Raw genomic sequence first — 16,909 nt, 5'->3', positions numbered from 1 at the left:
TGAGTTATCTACCTTTTTCATTGTAGGAGGACTAGAATAAGAAAGTGAACTTGAAGCTGACGAAGTGATTACAGGAGTGTGTTGAGTTTTTTATGAGTTATATTAATGAATGCTAAAGTTTTTGTATATTGATCCAGTAACGGTCTACATCAATATCATCATGTGTATCATGTATGCTATTCTCACAGATGCCACCACAAGCTAGAATGGTGTTCTTACTGGCAATATTATTATGGTCACAAGTCACAAGGGCCTTTTTCACACCTTTAGTTTCAAGGAATAACAGTGCTTGATGCAACATCCATTTTGCAATACCTTGTCGTCTTTCATCAGGTCTTACTGAATAACCGATATGCCCCCCGACATTATTTAAATAGTCATTTAAATAATGTCTGATATGAATCATACCCACAATCTTCTGATCTTCATTGATACATAGAAATTGTGTAGAAGGTACAAATCCTTCTGGGAGTCGATCTAGAATCTCCTCATCTTGAAGACGTTCAAACCAGTGATCAAAGGTATCAAAATTATGAAGTGACGATGAACCATGAATGATCTCATTATTTACTACGAAATCTGCACGATATCGCATGATGTCTGTCTTGTATTCAATTGACGGTTTTACGAGCTGAAGTTCTGGCAATTGACATCCCTCCTTCTTTTTTATGATTATACATTAACAGAAAGGAAGAAGTAAATTTGTAATCACATAAGAGATTTTATAGCTACAGTGTCGCTGTTAAATGTTATTCTATCCTTTAAGAGGGTAATCTAAAGTAATTAAATATTAAAGGGTGATTTATATGTTTGGGAATAAAGAGGAAAAACGATTTACTAACTATAACGCTGCATCTGGTAAACCATCTAAGATGATGTCTAATTATATTGTCGTCGATGAACAAACAGGTGTACAATATCTATTTTCGGCGATGGGAGGTATGACAGTATTGGTCGACAAAGACGGGAAGCCGCTACTTGCTGATGGTTATAAATAGATGAATGATAAGAATAAATCATTAGTTGGACTGGGGTTATGCGCTACGATTATTTTAGGGTTTATCGCGCTTATGATCAGTGAGAAGACAGAAGACAATGCACTTAAAAATTGTCACATTGATGTGTCGCATACTTATAAAGAAGCACTTGATAAACAGATGAAAGCACAGGCGATGTATTCAAATGGAGTCGTATGGAAAGCTGCTACACGTAAACAGATTGACACGTATATGAATATCGATAAATTAAAAGACGACAGCGCCCAGCAATATCAGTTCTTAAATCTGAGTAAGACGCAGAAGATTCATCCCGCCACATTGGATAAGCTGTTAAAAGGCAAGGAGATTCTTAATAACGAAGGAACAAGTTTCGCAAGAGCTTCCAGGCTGCATGATGTTAACGAGATCTATCTGATCAACCATGCACTACTGGAAACAGGTAAGGGTAAGAGTAAGCTTGCCAAAGGTGTCGCTGTTGACGCCAAAGGAAGGGTTGGTAAAGGGAATAAGAAATATTATAATTTCTTTGGTATCGGAGCCTACGACCATGATCCTGTGAATGAAGCGGCTAAATATGCATTTAGACATGGTTGGGACACACCAGAAAAAGCAATAGTCGGTGGGGCAAAGTTTATCAAGACAGAGTTCTTAAATGATGAAGCACAGGCCACATTATATGGTATGCGCTTTAACCCTGTAAATCCAGGACATCACCAGTATGCAACAGACGTCAGATGGGCACATCATAATGCACGCAGCATTGCAGACGATTATAAGAAGCTGAAGCTTAAAGGAAAATACTTTACAACTTATGAATATAAAGAATAATCCAGACGATTAATCGTCTGGATTATCTTTATGATGCTTTTTCAGTTGAAGTTTCTTCAGATTTTTGTAGTTCTTCGATAGATTGTGCATTCTTCGCACCTTCTGGAATTTCAATTGCTTTTACTTGATTGTACTTATCATATGTTGCTGTTGTCTTCGTGTTCATCTTCTTATCTTTCACTGTCATATTAATATCAGTAATTGTCTTAGTCATCATCAAGTCTCTATCAAATGTGATAGTTGCTTTCCCATCAATATCCTTTAACTGACCTTCAAGTGCTTTAACGGCATCCTCTGAATCCGTTGCTTCACTGAGTTTTTTATATTCATCGAGACCTTTAAATGACTTAGTGATTTCGTAGCCATTGTCTACTGATTTGAACTCACCATCTTTATAGGCGTCTAGTGTTTTAAGCGCTGAGTTATAATCAAGCTGATCAAGCTGATTCTTTACTTGATCTTCCATTACACTCGTAGCATCGATATAGTTCTGACCATCTTGCGTAATAATGACTTTCTTATCGAATATATACATATCCATCGATCGATTCTGCATATCTGTACTGATCTTAGTCTTGTTTGCATCATCTACAGACATTTCCATCTTTACATTGCTTGTATCACTACCTGATTTTAACTGTGTATCAAGGTTTGCATGGTAACTTTTTATAGTTTTCCCTTTTTCCTGAGCCTTTATAACTAATGCTTCTGCATCTTTAACTTCGGTTGCTTTATTTTCAGATGCTGTTTCAGAAGATTTAGATTCAGTAGAGGTTTCAGCTTTCTTTTCTTCAGATTTAGTATCTTCTGTTTTCTTTGTATCTTGTCCGCAAGCAGTAAAGATCAAGGTAGAACCGAGTAATAGTGATAATAACTGTTTAGATTTCATAAAATTCCTCCGATTGATTTAATTAACCTTAGAGTACCATAATTATATTGGGGTTCATAATAACTACTCGTTCTCTGCACTCGGTGCAGTCTGACTTAATTTCTTGCGTTTTGTCGGGTCCAGTCTACGTTCGATAAGACCCAGTATAATGTCTGCAAGCACAGCCATCAGCGCAGTCGGTAACGCACCGGCCAGGATGATTGATGTACCATCTGTGGCGTTTGTTCCGCGGATGATGATGTCACCTAAGCTTTGTGCCCCGATAAATGAGCCGATAGCAGTGACTCCGATTGCGATAACGAGCGCGATACGGATACCTGCGATGATGACTGAGAGGCTGAGGGGTAACTCTACCATGGTCAGCAGTTGGCGTTTTGTCATCCCCATGCCACGGCCAGCATCAACGATATGTTCGTCAACCGCTTTGAGACCTGTATATGTGTTCTTAATAATAGGCAATAAGGCATAGAGGAATACGGCCATGATCACAGTCTTCTTACCAAGCCCCATCGCCAGCATGAGTAGTGCAAGTAAAGCGATGGCAGGGATTGTTTGTATGATATTCGCAATCGAGATTACAGGTGTTACAAGACGTCTATGTCTGGCGATCCATATACCGATCGGTATTCCTACTATAGCTGCTAGCAGTACACCGTATATACTGATTAGAAAGTGCCCAAGGAAAAGCTGGAAGACGTATCCTGCATTATCCTGGAAGTAATGGATGAACTGTTCGAATGTATTAAGATTCTCCATTATTTCGCACCTCCTTTGAAGTAATTATGTGATTTTAAGTAGGCTTCTGCTACTACTGCAGGTTCTTTCAGGTTATTATCAACTTCATAGTTGAGCTTTTGCATTTGTTCTGTTGAAATCTGATCTTTCATCGATTCTAGCAGCTTTTTAATCTTTGGATCTTTCTTAAGTAGTTCATTAGTCGCCACTGGATTCGCATCATAAGGGGGGAAGAACTGCAGGTCATCTTTTAGTACGACAAGGTTATAACTCTGGATACGTCCATCCGTTGTATATCCAAGGACGACGTCCATCTTGCCTGCATTCACTGCCTCATAGACAAGTCCAATCTGCATCGGCTTAGTGTCTTTAAAGTCAAAGCCGTAAGTTTTTTTGAATGCATCAAACCCATCACCTTTACGTTTCATCCACGATGAATCTACGCCAGCACGTAAGTTTTGTGCAACTTTTTTCATATCACTGACTGTCTTCAGGTTATACTTCTTCGCTGTCTCTTTTGTCACCATGAAAGCGTATGTATTCTCGAAGCCGTAAGAATCAAAGTAGTGCTGGTCAAACATTTCTTCGAACCCTTTGACGACAACACTTCTTGCTTTGTCTGGATCTGTGATCGGCTCTTTACCGAGTGGACCTGTTAAATCTGTGCCGGTATAACGGGCAGAAGAGACGTTTGCATCGCCACGCATCATCGCCTGGTGTACTACTGTTCCTGAACCGAGGTTATTGATCAGTTCTACAGGATGATCGGTCTCTTTTTCTATAAGAAGCTTGATCATGTTCGCAAGGATCTGACTTTCGGTCGTATATACTGAGGCGATCTTGACAGTTTCTTTTTGGGTGTTCTGTCCACAGCCGCTAAGCACGAGTAGACAGGATAATAGTATGAGTAATTTCTTCATTTATTTTTCCCCCTTCGACACAACTAATCCACGTGGGGTCGTAATCTTTTCTATATATGCTAATGCGAAGTCTGTAACGAGCGCGAGAAGTGTTACAACGACAGCACCCGCGATAATCAGTTTCGGCTGGTAGAGATTGAGCCCATTAAAGATAAAGTCTCCAAGTCCCCCGGCGCCAATATATGAAGCAAGCGTCGCCCAACTAATGGCATAGACAGCAGAAAGTCTGATACCGCTCATAATGACCGGGACTGCAAGCGGTAGCTCAACCATACGTAATAGCTGGTTCTGAGTCATGCCCATTGCACGACCTGCTTCTCGTGCATTTTTGTTAACAGACTGTATGCCGAGATAAGTGTTATTGAGTATCGGAAGCAGCACATAGAGAAACAGTGCGATAACAGCGGGTAGTGTACCTATCCCAAAGAAGGGGATCATCATCGCAAGTATCGCTAGCGAAGGTACGGTTTGTAGCACGCTCGTTATAGAGAGTACAACCTTTGCTAGCTTATCAGATTTTGTCAGCACAATGCCGAGCGGTACTGCAACGATGATTGCTGCAAGTAGGCTGAGCAGTGAAATGGAGATATGCTCCCACGTCTTCTCGAGTAGTTCGGCCTGGTTTTCCTGTAAGAATGCTAACATATTATACCTCCTCTAACTCTTCGCCCCAGATAGTGTCATAGACGATATCTACTAAGTTGGCACGAGTAATGACGCCGAGCAGTCTATCGTGCTTATCAAGCACTGGGATAAGACGAATATTACGCTTAAGGATGGTACGCACTGTATCTTGAAGATACACACCAGAACGCACGAAATAGACATTATGGTTCATGATGCGAGACAGGCTTAATGATTTCTTTGCTGCTTCAGATAAGTCTTCAATGTCGACGTAGCCGACTAAGACATTATCATTGTCTGTGATGAGCAATGTATCTACACGACGCTCACGCATAATCTGTATCGCTTCACCTATTGACTTCTCAGCTGTAACAGAGATGGGTTTGACCATTGCTTCATCAACTGTTTTAACGTTAGGCGTCGTCTGGATCAGACGGTTTTCGCCGATGAAATCGCGCACAAAATCATTTGCTGGACGTCTTAATATATTGTTCGGTGTATCAAGCTGTACGACTTCACCATTACTCATAATGACGATGCGATCTGCTAATTTGATAGCCTCGTCCATATCATGCGTGACCATGATGAAAGTCTTATTGAATTTGACCTGTAGCTCTTTCACTAGATCCTGCAAAGTATCACGTGTAAGTGGATCCAGTGCACCAAAAGGTTCGTCCATCAGAATGATATCCTGATCTGCAGCAAGTGCACGTACGACACCGATACGTTGCTGTTGTCCACCTGAGAGCTGAGAGGGATAGAGGTCAAGATAGGATAATGGAAGATCGACGAGCTGAATCAGTTCTTCAGCTTTCTTGTTCTTGTCCACTTCTGACCATTTCAGCAATTTCGGTACAAGCGTGATGTTGTCACGAATAGTCATATGAGGCAGTAATCCAATCTGCTGGATGACGTAGCCGATTTTACGGCGAAGCTGTACGGGGTTCAGTTCTTTGATATTCTTCCCGTCCAGAGTGATCGTCCCGCTAGTTGGCTCAATCATACGGTTGATCATACGCATCGCAGTTGTCTTACCAGAGCCGCTCGTACCGATGAACGCGATAAACTCTCCTTGCTTGATTGAAATATTTAAATCTGATACTGCTTTTTTACCGCCTTTATAAACTTTCGAGACGTTATTCATTTCTAACATGTCTTCACCTCATAAAATATTTTTTGTGAATAAGTCTTATATAAATATAAAAATTATATACTATAAGTTTGTTTACCCAATTTTTTGATAATATATAGGTAAGGGAGTGGATATAATGAGAATTGCAATTATAGGTGCAGGCGTTGGTGGCATATCTGTGTTGAAGTATCTGCATAAAGAAAAAAAACTGAAAGCTGAGATTACAGTTTTTGATGATAAGAAGTATATGGGGAGTGGACGTGCATTTCAGTACGACGACCCCGAACTGCTGATGAATTATCCTGGAAATCTCATCAGTATGAAACCTAATAAGCAACAAGACTTCATCGACTGGATTCAAAAAAGCAACGTAAACAAAGAGATTCATCTCGATGAAGCGGAGAATACTTCAGCCAATCGTTATTATTCTCGACAATTATTCGGTAAATACATGCAAGAACACTTTGAGAAATTTGCGAACAAGAAGAACGTATCTATTATAACAGACCATGCACGAAATGTTGAGTTTATTAGTCAGGAATATGTCGTTTCCACTCAGCATGAGAAATATTATTTTGATGCTATATTTTTATCTCCAGGCCAGTTTGGACCGATGGATCCTTATCAGCTTGAAGGAACAACGGGCTATTATAAATGGCCGTATCCACTGCATGAGAAGAGCATTGAAGCGAACAAAGATTATGCGGTTATTGGGACAGGCCTTTCGAGTCTCGATATTGTGCGTTACTTTATCGCACATAGCACGAACAAGTTAGCACTTATCAGCCGTGATGGTAAGGTACAGTCGGTCCGTGGTAAGATGCAGAAGGTCAAGTTTAAATATATAACGCATAAGAAACTTGAGAAAATTAAAATGGCGCATCATGGTTATATTCCATTGGAGGAATTGGTAGAAAGGTTCAAAAAAGAGCTTGATGGACTCGGCTTAGATGTAGAGAAGCTACGTATTAATCGTTCAAATCCAGTACGAGCATTAAAATTTGACTTGAGTCATCCAGAAGAGGTCGGGCTGATGCAGTCATTCGTCCTTGAAATAGTCCATATCGCATCTTATATATGGCCATTTATGACACGAGAAGATAAAGCAGCATATCGCAAACACTATGCACCGATACTAGATGATTATGCGAATCCAATGCCTGAAGGAACGGCAGAGGAACTGCTCGATGCCCTTTCTAGTGGACGCGTAGAGATCTATAGCGGAATAACAGACATTGAGTATAAATATAATAAGTTCCGCATTCACACAAAGGATAAAGAGCTACGTGTACATTATGTGTTTAATGCGACAGGCCCAGCAAAAGCTTACAAGGATGCAACTGAACCTAATCCTTTGATTGAAAACCTTGTGAATCAGGACTTGCTGATTGAGCATCCAGATGGAGGTTTCTATGTAACGCCGATCCGCAATCAGGTTATTATGAGAGATGGTGTCATGTCACGCTTCTTTATGCTTGGACAGAAGACATCTGGTGTCAACTACTTAGATAACGGTATAATGGAACTGATTGATGAAGCAAAACGAACAGTTAAAGCTCTAGCTGAAGAGGAGGGATTGGATGTATAGTAAAGCAGATGCTGCATTATGGAGTGGCAGAATAGATGATAATGATAATCGTGCACATTTTAGAAATTTTCAAGTAGCACAAGTAGTAGATGCAGAAGGTGAGCTTACAGAACGATTTGATGTTGGTATACTCGGGTATGCGGTTGATCGTGGTGTCTATCTGAATCAAGGCAGGGTGGGTACGAAGCAAGGGCCTGATGCGATACGTACAAAGTTTGGTAACCTGCCACTGATACATGATTTATCAATTGCTGACTTCGGGAATGTGACGACTGAAGAGAAGTTTGTTGAGAATGTGCAGCATGAATATGCTGAACTCATTGATAAGACGAATGACTATGCTAAGTTCCACCTGTTAATCGGTGGAGGACACGATATTTCTTATGCGCATTTTAAAGGATTGAAAGCTTTATATCCGGAGCAGTCAATCGGTGTCATCAATATTGATGCGCATTTCGATCTGCGCGATAGTGAAAGTGCAACGAGCGGTACAGGATTTAAACAGATACTTGATGAAGATGCAGATGCCGGCTACCTCGTGCTTGGGCTGCAGGAAGCGGGGAACACACAGCATTTATTTGAAGTGGCGGAACAGTATGACGTGAAATATGTGCTCGCTGAAGATATCGACTATGATACGACAGATGAAATCATCCAGTCATTTATCGAGCAGTATGACATTATTATGCTGACGCTATGTCTCGATGTGATTGACAGTGCATATGCACCAGGTGTCAGTGCACCGTGCAGCTTCGGACTTACACCTCAGCAAGTAGAGCGTCTTATAAGAGAAATACTCTCATATGGCAAGACGCGTCACCTAAGCATTGCTGAGATGAATCCAGAATATGATATAGATGGCCGCACTGCAAAGCTTGTCGGCAACATCATGTTTTTTGCAGTGCACCGAAATCCCAATATTTTATAAAGCCATCTATTAAAGAAAGTACTCTCGTGGAGTGCTTTCTTTTTTTGTGGTAATTGATATAGATTGTGCGACTGATGTTCGGACGAATCGTAATCGCATTAAGATGAGATGCATTATGAGACTGATAGTATATTTTAGGGATGACTGCATAACCGATACGCTCATGCACATAGTTAAGCGCCGTTTCAAAACGATCCACTTCAAGCACGATATGGGGCCTGATATTATGCCTTAAGAAATAATCATTTAGATGTTTACGGACTTGAAAGGAGTCATTCGGCAGAATCAGCGGCAGATCGCCTAGATTGACGCTTCTTTTATTATTAAATGTATCGTTTGGTGCAGTGAGGATATAGTCCTCTGAATATAACGGCAGTGAAATAATGTCATCATGGATAAGCTGTTCATTTGATAATGCGATATGGACATCATAATTGGTGATGGCCTGTGTGATCGCATCTGTCGTCAATATTTCTCTGATCATATAATGCTGATCTGTATCATGCTCTTTATGCTGCGCGATAACAGTGCTTACCCATTTACTTGCAGACTCTAATATACCGATTTTAATTTTAGGGTTATTGCTGTAATTTAAGTCATACATCTGTTCGACCGTCTGCTGATATTTATGTACAATATCTTTTGCATACTGATAGAACAGAATACCACGCTCCGTAATCTTGATTTCCTTCGTACTTCTCGTCAATAGCTTGTATCCTATTTCCGCTTCCAGCTTCTTGATTGCAGCCGTTAACGATGGCTGACTAATATGCAGATACGCACTCGCTTTCGTGAAACTTTGATGTTCAACAACCGCAATATAATATTCGAAATGTAGAATTTTCACAGTTCACGCTCCTTTTATAGTTAAATTCTATTAATAATTAGTTTATTTATATTAGATAACTATATAATAGCAGATTATAATAAGTAACGAGTACAATAAACTGAAAATTTAAATAAATGGAGGCGATTATAATGAGAAATATTAGAGCAAAGAAAGGTTTAGAAATCGAATGTAAAGGCTGGGAGCAAGAAGCGGTATTACGTATGCTCTATAACAACCTAGATCCAGAAGTTGCAGAGCACCCTGAAGACTTAGTTGTCTATGGGGGTATCGGTAAAGCAGCACGTAACTGGGAAAGCTTCGATGCGATTGTTGAAAGCTTGCGTAATTTAGAAAAGGATGAAACGTTACTTGTTCAGTCTGGTAAACCCGTCGCAGTGTTTAAGACGCACGACCAGGCACCACGTGTATTATTATCTAACTCTGTATTAGTTCCGAAATGGGCAAACTGGGAGCATTTCAATGAATTAGATAAAAAAGGCTTGATGATGTACGGGCAGATGACTGCAGGAAGCTGGATCTATATCGGTTCCCAAGGGATTGTGCAAGGAACGTACGAAACATTCGGAGAACTTGCAAATCAGCATTTCAATGGAGACTTAGCAGGTACGATTACATTAACTGCAGGACTTGGTGGTATGGGCGGAGCTCAACCGCTTGCTGTCACGATGAATGGTGGGGTAGTTATCGGTATAGATGTCGATGAAAGCCGTATCGATAAACGTATTGAAACGTGTTACTGTGATGTGAAGACGCATAGTGTAGACGAAGCGATTCGCCTGGCGACTGAAGCGAAAGACAAGAAGGAGGCATTATCAATCGGACTTGTTGGTAATGCTGTCGATGTCTATAAAGAACTATTAGATAAAGACTTTAAAGTTGATATCGTAACAGATCAGACAAGTGCCCATGACCCATTAAACGGTTATGTACCAGTTGAATACACGTTCGAAGAAACAGTGAGGATGCGTAAGGAAAATCCTGAAGAAGTTGTTCGTCTAGCGAAGAAATCGATGGCGAAACACGTTGAATACATGCTTGAGTACAAAAAACGTGGCGCAGTTGCATTCGATTACGGAAATAATATCCGTCAAGTTGCATTTGACGAAGGTGTTACAGATGCATTCAGCTTCCCAGGATTCGTACCAGCATACATTCGTCCGCTATTCTGCGAAGGAAAAGGACCGTTCCGCTTTGCAGCATTAAGCGGGGATCCAAAAGATATTGAACGCGCAGATGAAGAGATGCGTAAATTATTCCCTGATAATAAGAAATTAATGCGCTGGTTAGACTTAGCAAGTGAGAAGATTGCATTCCAGGGATTACCATCTCGTATCGCTTGGCTCGGATACGGTGAACGCGCTAAGATGGGGTTAGCACTAAATAAACTTGTTGAAACTGGAGAGATTTCTGCGCCTATCGTTATCGGTCGTGATCACTTAGATGCAGGAAGTGTTGCAAGTCCGAACCGTGAAACAGAAAGCATGCAAGATGGCAGTGATGCAGTGGGAGACTGGGCAGTATTGAACGCACTGATCAACACTGCAGCTGGTGGATCATGGATTTCATTTCACCACGGTGGCGGCGTAGGTATGGGATATTCATTACATGCTGGCATGGTTGTTGTAGCAGATGGCACGAAAAACGCTGAAGAACGATTACAACGTGTGCTCACAACGGACCCAGGTATGGGTGTAGTGCGTCATGTTGACGCGGGATATGATATTGCGGTTAATGTTGCGAAAGAAAAAGGCATCAATGTACCAATGCTTGACAAATAATAGATGGGGATGGTTATGATGAATGATTTAATAATTCAGAACATTAGTGAACTAATCTTACCGAAGAAGACAGACAAACCTTTGAAGGGTGCGGAACTTGCAGACCTTAAAATTATAGAGAACGGAACGGTCGTTATTAAAGATGGCAAGATTGTTTATGCCGGAGAATTTAATGATGAGTATGTAGCAAGTGAAACGATTGATGCGAAAGGAAAGACAGTATCACCAGCACTCGTCGATGCGCATACACATTTAGTGCACGGCGGCTCACGTGAACACGAAATGAGCTTGAAACGCCAAGGTGTGTCATATCTTGAAATTCTTGAGCAAGGTGGGGGCATTCACTCTACAGTGAAAGCAACACGTGAAGCGAGTGAAGATGAGTTGTTCGAAAAAGCAGAGCATGAATTACTGCGCATGATTCATCACGGTGTACTCAGTGTTGAAAGTAAAAGTGGATATGGTTTAAGTTTAGAGCATGAGTTAAAACAGTTACGCGTTTCAAAAAGATTACAGGAAAAGTACGGCATCAACATGAAACATACGTACCTTGGACCACACGCTGTACCGAAAGATAAAGACAGCGACGTGTTTATTAAAGAATGTATCAATGATTTAGAGCAAGTGAACGATTTAGCAGACTTTGCGGATATCTTCTGTGAAACAGGCGTGTTCACAATCGATCAGTCTCGTGAATACATGCAGGCAGCGAAAGAGCATGGCTTACCAGTGAAAATCCATGCCGATGAAATCGACCCGCTTGGTGGATTAGAACTTGCTATCGAAGAGAATGCCATCAGTGCGGACCACTTAGTAGCAGCAAGTGAAAAAGGAAAAGAGATGCTAAAAGATAGCGATACAGTCGCAGTATTATTACCGGGAACAACGTTCTACCTCGATAAAAATGAATACGCAGACGCACGTGGTATGTTAGACAATAACGGTGCCATTGCAATTGCGACGGACTACAATCCAGGAAGCTGCGTAACGAGTAACTTACAGATGGTGATGAGCATTGCTGCACTGAAACTCAAGTTATCACCGAAAGAAATCTGGAATGCCGTTACAGTCAATGCTGCGAAAGCTATTGGGTTAGACGCTGGAACAATCGATGTAGGTGATGAAGCGAATATAGTGGTGTGGCATGCGAAGAACCATGAGTATATACCATATCAATATGGTGTTAACCATGCCGAGAAAGTGATTCATAAAGGGAAAGTCATTGTTGAGAATGAATTTAAGTTGAAATAGTACGATGTATCACCCTCAATTTTAAGTTGAGGGTGATTTTTTTATAGGGAGTATCGGATAGGGGAGCGAATTGAGTTGGCTCACAAAAAATAAACATGAGCCAAGATGCTGCTCACTGCGTATAGAGAACCACCAAGTTGGCTCACAAAAAATAAACATGAGCCAAGATGACGTTCACCGCGTATAGAGAACCGCCAAGTTGGCTCATAAAAAATAAACATGAGCCAAGATGCTGCTCACTGCGTATAGAGAACCACCAAGTTGGCTCACAAAAAATAAACATGAGCCAAGATGCTGCTCACTGCGTATAGAGAACCACCAAGTTGGCTCATAAAAAATAAACATGAGCCAAGATGACGTTCACTGCGTATAGAGAACCACCAAGTTGGCTCATAAAAAATAAACATGAGCCAAGATGACGTTCACCGCGTATAGAGAACCGCCAAGTTGGCTCATAAAAAATAAACATGAGCCAAGATGACGTTCACTGCGTATAGAGAACCACCAAGTTGGCTCATAAAAAATAAACATGAGCCAAGATGACGTTCACTGCGTATAGAGAACCACCAAGTTGGCTCATAAAAAATAAACATGAGCCAAGATGACGTTCACCGCGTATAGAGAACCGCCAAGTTGGCTCATAAAAAATAAACATGAGCCAAGATGACGTTCACTGCGTATCAAGGACACTTCTCAGCTATCACACCTCAGCATCGCCACCTAAAACATCCGAAATCTTTCCATTGATTTTTCGGTCAAACTTCGATACGATTAACTTGTCGTAATTGACAGACAAGTTAATAACATTCTTTCGGGGCAGGGTGAAATTCCCAACCGGCGGTGATAGCCCGCGACCCTTATGCACTGCATAAGGCTGACTCTTTGAAAATCAGAGGCCGACAGTTAAAGTCTGGATGGGAGAAAGAATAAGGATACCATTAATCGATGGTTTATTTGTTGATAACTTAAAACTCGACGATATCCATTTTATGGTCTTATTTGTTGAACCTAAATTTCCAATCTCCCGAGCATATTTTGTTCGGGAGATTTTTTTATAGGAGGAACAGATGTATATTAACAAAGCATTTGAATTAGTGAAATGGACAGAAGGACAGACAGGTATGAATCCGACAGTCGGCTGTGTCATCGTGAAAGATGATCGCATTGTTGGCATCGGTGCGCATCTGACTGAAGGTGAGGCACATGCTGAAGTGAATGCGATTCATATGGCAGGGACTCATGCGCAAGGTGCGACACTTTATTGCACGCTTGAGCCGTGCAGTCATCATGGGAAGACGCCACCTTGTACTGAAAAGATCGTCGCTGCTGGCATAAGCAAGGTTGTCTATGCAGCGTCAGATGTAACGTTATCATCAGGTGTAAGCTATATGCAGTCTAAAGGCATTGAAGTTGAAAAGGTAGAAGATGACGCAATCGCTGCGTTTTACGCGCCATTTTTCACGAGTAAAACATCTTCACTACCATATGTCACAATTAAGATGGCAACAACGATTGATGGTAAAACTGCCGATGATGAAAGTATAAGCAAATGGATTACGAACGATAAATCTCGTGCACATGCGCATCAAGTGCGCTACGGGATGGATGCGATTATGGTTGGGTACAATACATATAAAAAGGATACGCCGACCCTTGATGCGAGACTTTACAAAGATAAACGCATTAAAAAAGTCATCGTTACAAATGGTCCGTTTGTATTAAATACACAAGACGATAACGATTATGATAGGTCGCGTTTAATCATCGTTTCAGCCATCGATCAGCATATCGATGGTATTACGGTCATCCATGTCCCGCGCTTAAGTCCAGAAGATATATTAAAAGCGCTTTATAATGAGCGCATCCGTAATTTATTAATTGAAGGCGGAATGCAGACCATCCGCACATTTATAGAAGCAAAGTGTTATAACGAAATACACCACTACATTGCCCCGAAACTGTTAGGTGGAACTTCAAAACATCAGTTTTTAACGACTGATACTCTTTCCTCAATGCGTGATATGACGCATTTTAATCTTGTCTCTGTAAATCAGTTCGACGACGACGTACTCCTTATTTACAGAAAGGCGTGATCTCTTGTTTACAGGTATCGTAGAAGAAGTCGGTACAATTTCTCAGATAAAGCAGCAAAGTGATACGACAGTGATGATGATTAACTGTCAGGAAATATTATCCGATATACATATCGGTGATTCAATCAGCGTGAACGGTGTATGTTTAACGGTAACGTCATTTAATGCGCAATCGTTTACCGTAGACATCGTGCGTGGAACTAGTGCGATTACGCTTTTTCATACGATGAAAGCCGGCACTCAAGTAAATCTTGAACGTGCATTACTGCCGACGACGCGTCTTGGTGGCCACTTCGTCAGTGGACATATCGACACTAGTGTCTCAGTAAAACGTATCCAGCATAATGAAAAGACATATATTATCGAACTGGAACTACCACCACAGTTTAAGAACAACGTCATTCCGAAAGGTTCTATTGCAGTGAACGGCGTTTCACTCACGATCTTTGAACTGACGAATTCAATCACATTAAATATTATTCCTGAAACGGTACGCAGCACGATGCTTAATACACTTAAGACTGGCGATAAAGTGCATATCGAATTTGATATGCTTGGCAAATATATTCTAAATCAGACGAAGTCGAGTGATACACTCACTTTATCTAAACTGGAGATGATGATGTAATGTTTGATTCCATTGAAGAAGCACTGCAAGATTTGAAACTTGGTAAACCTATAATCGTAGTTGACGATGAAGACCGTGAAAACGAAGGGGATTTGATTGCAATCACAGACTTTATGTCTGAAGAGACGATTAACTTTATGATCACACATGCGAGAGGTCTTGTCTGTGCGCCGATTTCTCACGCACTTAACGACACACTAGGACTGCTACCGATGACCATGAACAACCAGGATCCGAATAAGACGGCATTCACAATCAGTATCGATCATAAAGATACGACGACAGGTATCAGTGCGAAGGAACGTTTTATGACAGTGAAAGCACTGGCAGATAATAATGTCACGTTAGCTCAATTTAACCAGCCGGGTCATATCTTCCCGCTCATTGCACAGCAAGGTGGCGTACTTAAACGAAAAGGTCATACAGAAGCTTGTGTGGATCTGGCAAAGCTCTCTGGTGCAAGCGAGACGGGCGTCATCTGTGAAATTATTAAAGATGATGGGACGATGGCAAGACGTGATGACTTAGTCATTTACAAAGAAAATCATGACCTGAAGATGATTACAATCGATGCCATCATTGACTATATTAAGTCAACGAAGCCACTTGTCACACGAGAAGCGAAAGTACGTATGCCGACAGATTTCGGTACATTTCAGATGTATGGCTATAAAGAAATTTACTCGGATAAAGAACATGTCGCTTATGTGAAACCTTACAAAGGCATCCCTCATATACGCATCCATTCAGAATGCTTAACAGGTGATGTCTTCCATAGTAAACGTTGTGATTGCGGCAAGCAGCTTGAAGAAGCGATGCAGCATATTGATAAGCACGGCGGTATACTACTTTATTTAAGACAGGAAGGCCGCGGTATCGGACTTATTAATAAATTGAAAGCATATGAAAAAATAGAAGCGGGCATGGATACGGTAGAAGCAAATCACGCGCTAGGATTTGGGAGCGACTTGCGCGACTATGCAGTTGCAGCATCAATGTTACGTGATCTCGGTGTTCATAAAGTGGAGTTACTGACGAATAATCCACGCAAAATTGATGGATTAAAACGCTATGGCATTGAAGTGATTGAACGTATTCCCCATCAATTTCAAAGTGTTGATGAAAATAAAGATTATCTAGAAACAAAAAAACAAAAACTAGGACATTTACTAAAGGAGAATTTAATATGAACTATAGTGCAAAGTTAACAGGTGAAGGTTTAAAGATTGCAGTCATTACATCACGTTTTAATCATTTTATTACAGACCGCCTGACTGAAGGTGCAATCGATACTTTAGAACGACACGGTGTAGTTAAAGAGGATATCGATACATTTTTAGTGCCAGGTGCCTTTGAACTTCCTTTTGTAGCGTCTAAGCTTGCACAAAAGAAAAAGTACGATGCAGTTATAACGTTAGGTTGTGTTATACGCGGGGCAACGACACATTATGATTATGTATGTAATGAAGCGGCAAAAGGTATTGCAAAAGCCGGAGAATACGGTACACCGGTCATCTTCGGAGTAGTAACAACTGAAAGTATTGAACAGGCGATTGAAAGAGCAGGAACAAAAGCAGGGAATAAAGGTGGAGATGCTGCAATCAGTGCGATTGAAATGGCAAACTTGAATAAGATGATGGATGAATTATAAAACGAACCCCATGTGA

General features: G+C 41.0%; 17 protein-coding genes and 1 riboswitch. Of the genes, 10 read left to right on the top strand and 7 right to left on the bottom strand.

The genetic code is table 11. The features are described from left to right. Positions 1-112: 112 nt before the first annotated feature. Positions 113-646, bottom strand: a complete 534-nt coding sequence (locus KYI10_08170; protein ID QYA32356.1) for a GNAT family N-acetyltransferase — start codon at positions 644-646, stop codon at positions 113-115. A 160-nt stretch (positions 647-806) separates the two neighbouring features. On the opposite strand from KYI10_08170, the gene KYI10_08165 reads away from it, so the two are divergent. Together KYI10_08165 and KYI10_08160 are read left to right on the top strand one after the other, a co-directional pair. Next, on the top strand, positions 807-998 hold the full coding sequence (locus KYI10_08165; protein QYA33978.1) for a DUF6440 family protein: 192 nt from the start codon (positions 807-809) through the stop codon (positions 996-998). Continuing rightward, the gene (locus tag KYI10_08160) at positions 999-1,826 is read left to right on the top strand and encodes an N-acetylglucosaminidase (GenBank protein ID QYA32355.1); all 828 of its coding nucleotides are present in this window, start codon (positions 999-1,001) and stop codon (positions 1,824-1,826) included. A gap of 28 nt (positions 1,827-1,854) precedes the next feature. Here KYI10_08160 and KYI10_08155 read toward each other — a convergent pair whose 3' ends face one another. The 5 genes from KYI10_08155 to KYI10_08135 form a co-directional block, all read right to left on the bottom strand. After that, positions 1,855-2,715, bottom strand: coding sequence for a DUF6612 family protein (locus KYI10_08155; GenBank protein ID QYA32354.1), 861 nt, complete (start codon positions 2,713-2,715; stop codon positions 1,855-1,857). Positions 2,716-2,778: 63 nt separating this feature from the next. Continuing rightward, positions 2,779-3,471 carry an ABC transporter permease gene (locus KYI10_08150; GenBank protein ID QYA32353.1) on the bottom strand — a complete coding sequence of 231 codons (693 nt, stop codon included), beginning with the start codon at positions 3,469-3,471 and terminating at the stop codon, positions 2,779-2,781. Next, positions 3,471-4,370 carry an osmoprotectant ABC transporter substrate-binding protein gene (locus KYI10_08145; GenBank protein QYA32352.1) on the bottom strand — a complete coding sequence of 300 codons (900 nt, stop codon included), beginning with the start codon at positions 4,368-4,370 and terminating at the stop codon, positions 3,471-3,473. Before KYI10_08145 ends, KYI10_08150 begins: the two co-directional genes overlap by 1 nt. After that, a complete protein-coding gene (locus tag KYI10_08140; protein QYA32351.1) occupies positions 4,371-5,015 on the bottom strand; it encodes an ABC transporter permease in 645 nt (214 codons plus the stop codon). It abuts the gene before it with no gap. A gap of 1 nt (position 5,016) precedes the next feature. Then, positions 5,017-6,147 (bottom strand): betaine/proline/choline family ABC transporter ATP-binding protein, encoded by a 1,131-nt coding sequence (locus KYI10_08135; protein ID QYA32350.1) that lies wholly within the window; start codon positions 6,145-6,147, stop codon positions 5,017-5,019. Between the two features lie 115 nt (positions 6,148-6,262). Between KYI10_08135 and KYI10_08130 the strand changes: the two genes are divergently transcribed. Continuing rightward, the gene (locus KYI10_08130; protein QYA32349.1) at positions 6,263-7,714 is read left to right on the top strand and encodes an FAD/NAD(P)-binding protein; all 1,452 of its coding nucleotides are present in this window, start codon (positions 6,263-6,265) and stop codon (positions 7,712-7,714) included. Next, complete coding sequence (gene hutG, locus KYI10_08125; GenBank protein ID QYA32348.1) at positions 7,707-8,642, top strand: formimidoylglutamase; 936 nt, start codon at positions 7,707-7,709, stop codon at positions 8,640-8,642. The genes KYI10_08130 and hutG overlap by 8 nt, the downstream gene beginning before the upstream one ends. Here the strand turns inward: hutG and KYI10_08120 are convergent. Further along, positions 8,602-9,489 carry a LysR family transcriptional regulator gene (locus KYI10_08120; GenBank protein QYA32347.1) on the bottom strand — a complete coding sequence of 296 codons (888 nt, stop codon included), beginning with the start codon at positions 9,487-9,489 and terminating at the stop codon, positions 8,602-8,604. The two genes, hutG and KYI10_08120, sit on opposite strands and share 41 nt — an antisense overlap. A gap of 131 nt (positions 9,490-9,620) precedes the next feature. Between KYI10_08120 and hutU the strand changes: the two genes are divergently transcribed. The 6 genes from hutU to ribE all read left to right on the top strand — a co-directional run bounded on the left by hutU (position 9,621) and on the right by ribE (position 16,893). Then, the gene (gene hutU / locus KYI10_08115; protein ID QYA32346.1) at positions 9,621-11,270 is read left to right on the top strand and encodes a urocanate hydratase; all 1,650 of its coding nucleotides are present in this window, start codon (positions 9,621-9,623) and stop codon (positions 11,268-11,270) included. 18 nt (positions 11,271-11,288) lie between these two features. Then, a complete protein-coding gene (gene hutI, locus KYI10_08110) occupies positions 11,289-12,521 on the top strand; it encodes an imidazolonepropionase (GenBank protein QYA32345.1) in 1,233 nt (410 codons plus the stop codon). A gap of 803 nt (positions 12,522-13,324) precedes the next feature. Continuing rightward, positions 13,325-13,451: riboswitch (FMN riboswitch) on the top strand. A gap of 137 nt (positions 13,452-13,588) precedes the next feature. Continuing rightward, entirely contained in the window at positions 13,589-14,614 is a 1,026-nt protein-coding gene (ribD, locus tag KYI10_08105; protein ID QYA32344.1) for a bifunctional diaminohydroxyphosphoribosylaminopyrimidine deaminase/5-amino-6-(5-phosphoribosylamino)uracil reductase RibD, read from the top strand. 4 nt (positions 14,615-14,618) lie between these two features. Next, entirely contained in the window at positions 14,619-15,242 is a 624-nt protein-coding gene (locus KYI10_08100; GenBank protein ID QYA32343.1) for a riboflavin synthase, read from the top strand. Beyond that, on the top strand, positions 15,242-16,432 hold the full coding sequence (gene ribB / locus KYI10_08095) for a 3,4-dihydroxy-2-butanone-4-phosphate synthase (protein QYA32342.1): 1,191 nt from the start codon (positions 15,242-15,244) through the stop codon (positions 16,430-16,432). The genes KYI10_08100 and ribB overlap by 1 nt, the downstream gene beginning before the upstream one ends. Further along, a complete protein-coding gene (gene ribE / locus KYI10_08090) occupies positions 16,429-16,893 on the top strand; it encodes a 6,7-dimethyl-8-ribityllumazine synthase (GenBank protein QYA32341.1) in 465 nt (154 codons plus the stop codon). Before ribB ends, ribE begins: the two co-directional genes overlap by 4 nt. Positions 16,894-16,909 lie beyond the last annotated feature (16 nt).

This window comes from Macrococcus sp. 19Msa1099 (assembly GCA_019357535.2).
In the GTDB taxonomy this organism is placed as follows: domain Bacteria; phylum Bacillota; class Bacilli; order Staphylococcales; family Staphylococcaceae; genus Macrococcoides; species Macrococcoides psychrotolerans.
The sequence above is the reverse complement of the archived record's forward strand: the minus strand, read 5'-3'. Positions and strand labels throughout refer to the sequence as shown.

Excerpts from the sequence above, each read along its gene's own strand:
- KYI10_08150 (QYA32353.1), bottom strand. The coding sequence starts at position 3,471 with ATGGAGAATCTTAATACATTCGAACAGTTCATCCATTACTTCCAGGAT.
- KYI10_08155 (QYA32354.1), bottom strand. The coding sequence starts at position 2,715 with ATGAAATCTAAACAGTTATTATCACTATTACTCGGTTCTACCTTGATC.
- KYI10_08160 (QYA32355.1), top strand. The coding sequence starts at position 999 with ATGAATGATAAGAATAAATCATTAGTTGGACTGGGGTTATGCGCTACG.
- hutU (QYA32346.1), top strand. The coding sequence starts at position 9,621 with ATGAGAAATATTAGAGCAAAGAAAGGTTTAGAAATCGAATGTAAAGGC.
- KYI10_08165 (QYA33978.1), top strand. The coding sequence starts at position 807 with ATGTTTGGGAATAAAGAGGAAAAACGATTTACTAACTATAACGCTGCA.
- ribB (QYA32342.1), top strand. The coding sequence starts at position 15,242 with ATGTTTGATTCCATTGAAGAAGCACTGCAAGATTTGAAACTTGGTAAA.
- ribE (QYA32341.1), top strand. The coding sequence starts at position 16,429 with ATGAACTATAGTGCAAAGTTAACAGGTGAAGGTTTAAAGATTGCAGTC.
- KYI10_08130 (QYA32349.1), top strand. The coding sequence starts at position 6,263 with ATGAGAATTGCAATTATAGGTGCAGGCGTTGGTGGCATATCTGTGTTG.
- KYI10_08135 (QYA32350.1), bottom strand. The coding sequence starts at position 6,147 with ATGTTAGAAATGAATAACGTCTCGAAAGTTTATAAAGGCGGTAAAAAA.
- hutG (QYA32348.1), top strand. The coding sequence starts at position 7,707 with ATGTATAGTAAAGCAGATGCTGCATTATGGAGTGGCAGAATAGATGAT.
- hutI (QYA32345.1), top strand. The coding sequence starts at position 11,289 with ATGAATGATTTAATAATTCAGAACATTAGTGAACTAATCTTACCGAAG.
- KYI10_08145 (QYA32352.1), bottom strand. The coding sequence starts at position 4,370 with ATGAAGAAATTACTCATACTATTATCCTGTCTACTCGTGCTTAGCGGC.
- KYI10_08140 (QYA32351.1), bottom strand. The coding sequence starts at position 5,015 with ATGTTAGCATTCTTACAGGAAAACCAGGCCGAACTACTCGAGAAGACG.
- ribD (QYA32344.1), top strand. The coding sequence starts at position 13,589 with ATGTATATTAACAAAGCATTTGAATTAGTGAAATGGACAGAAGGACAG.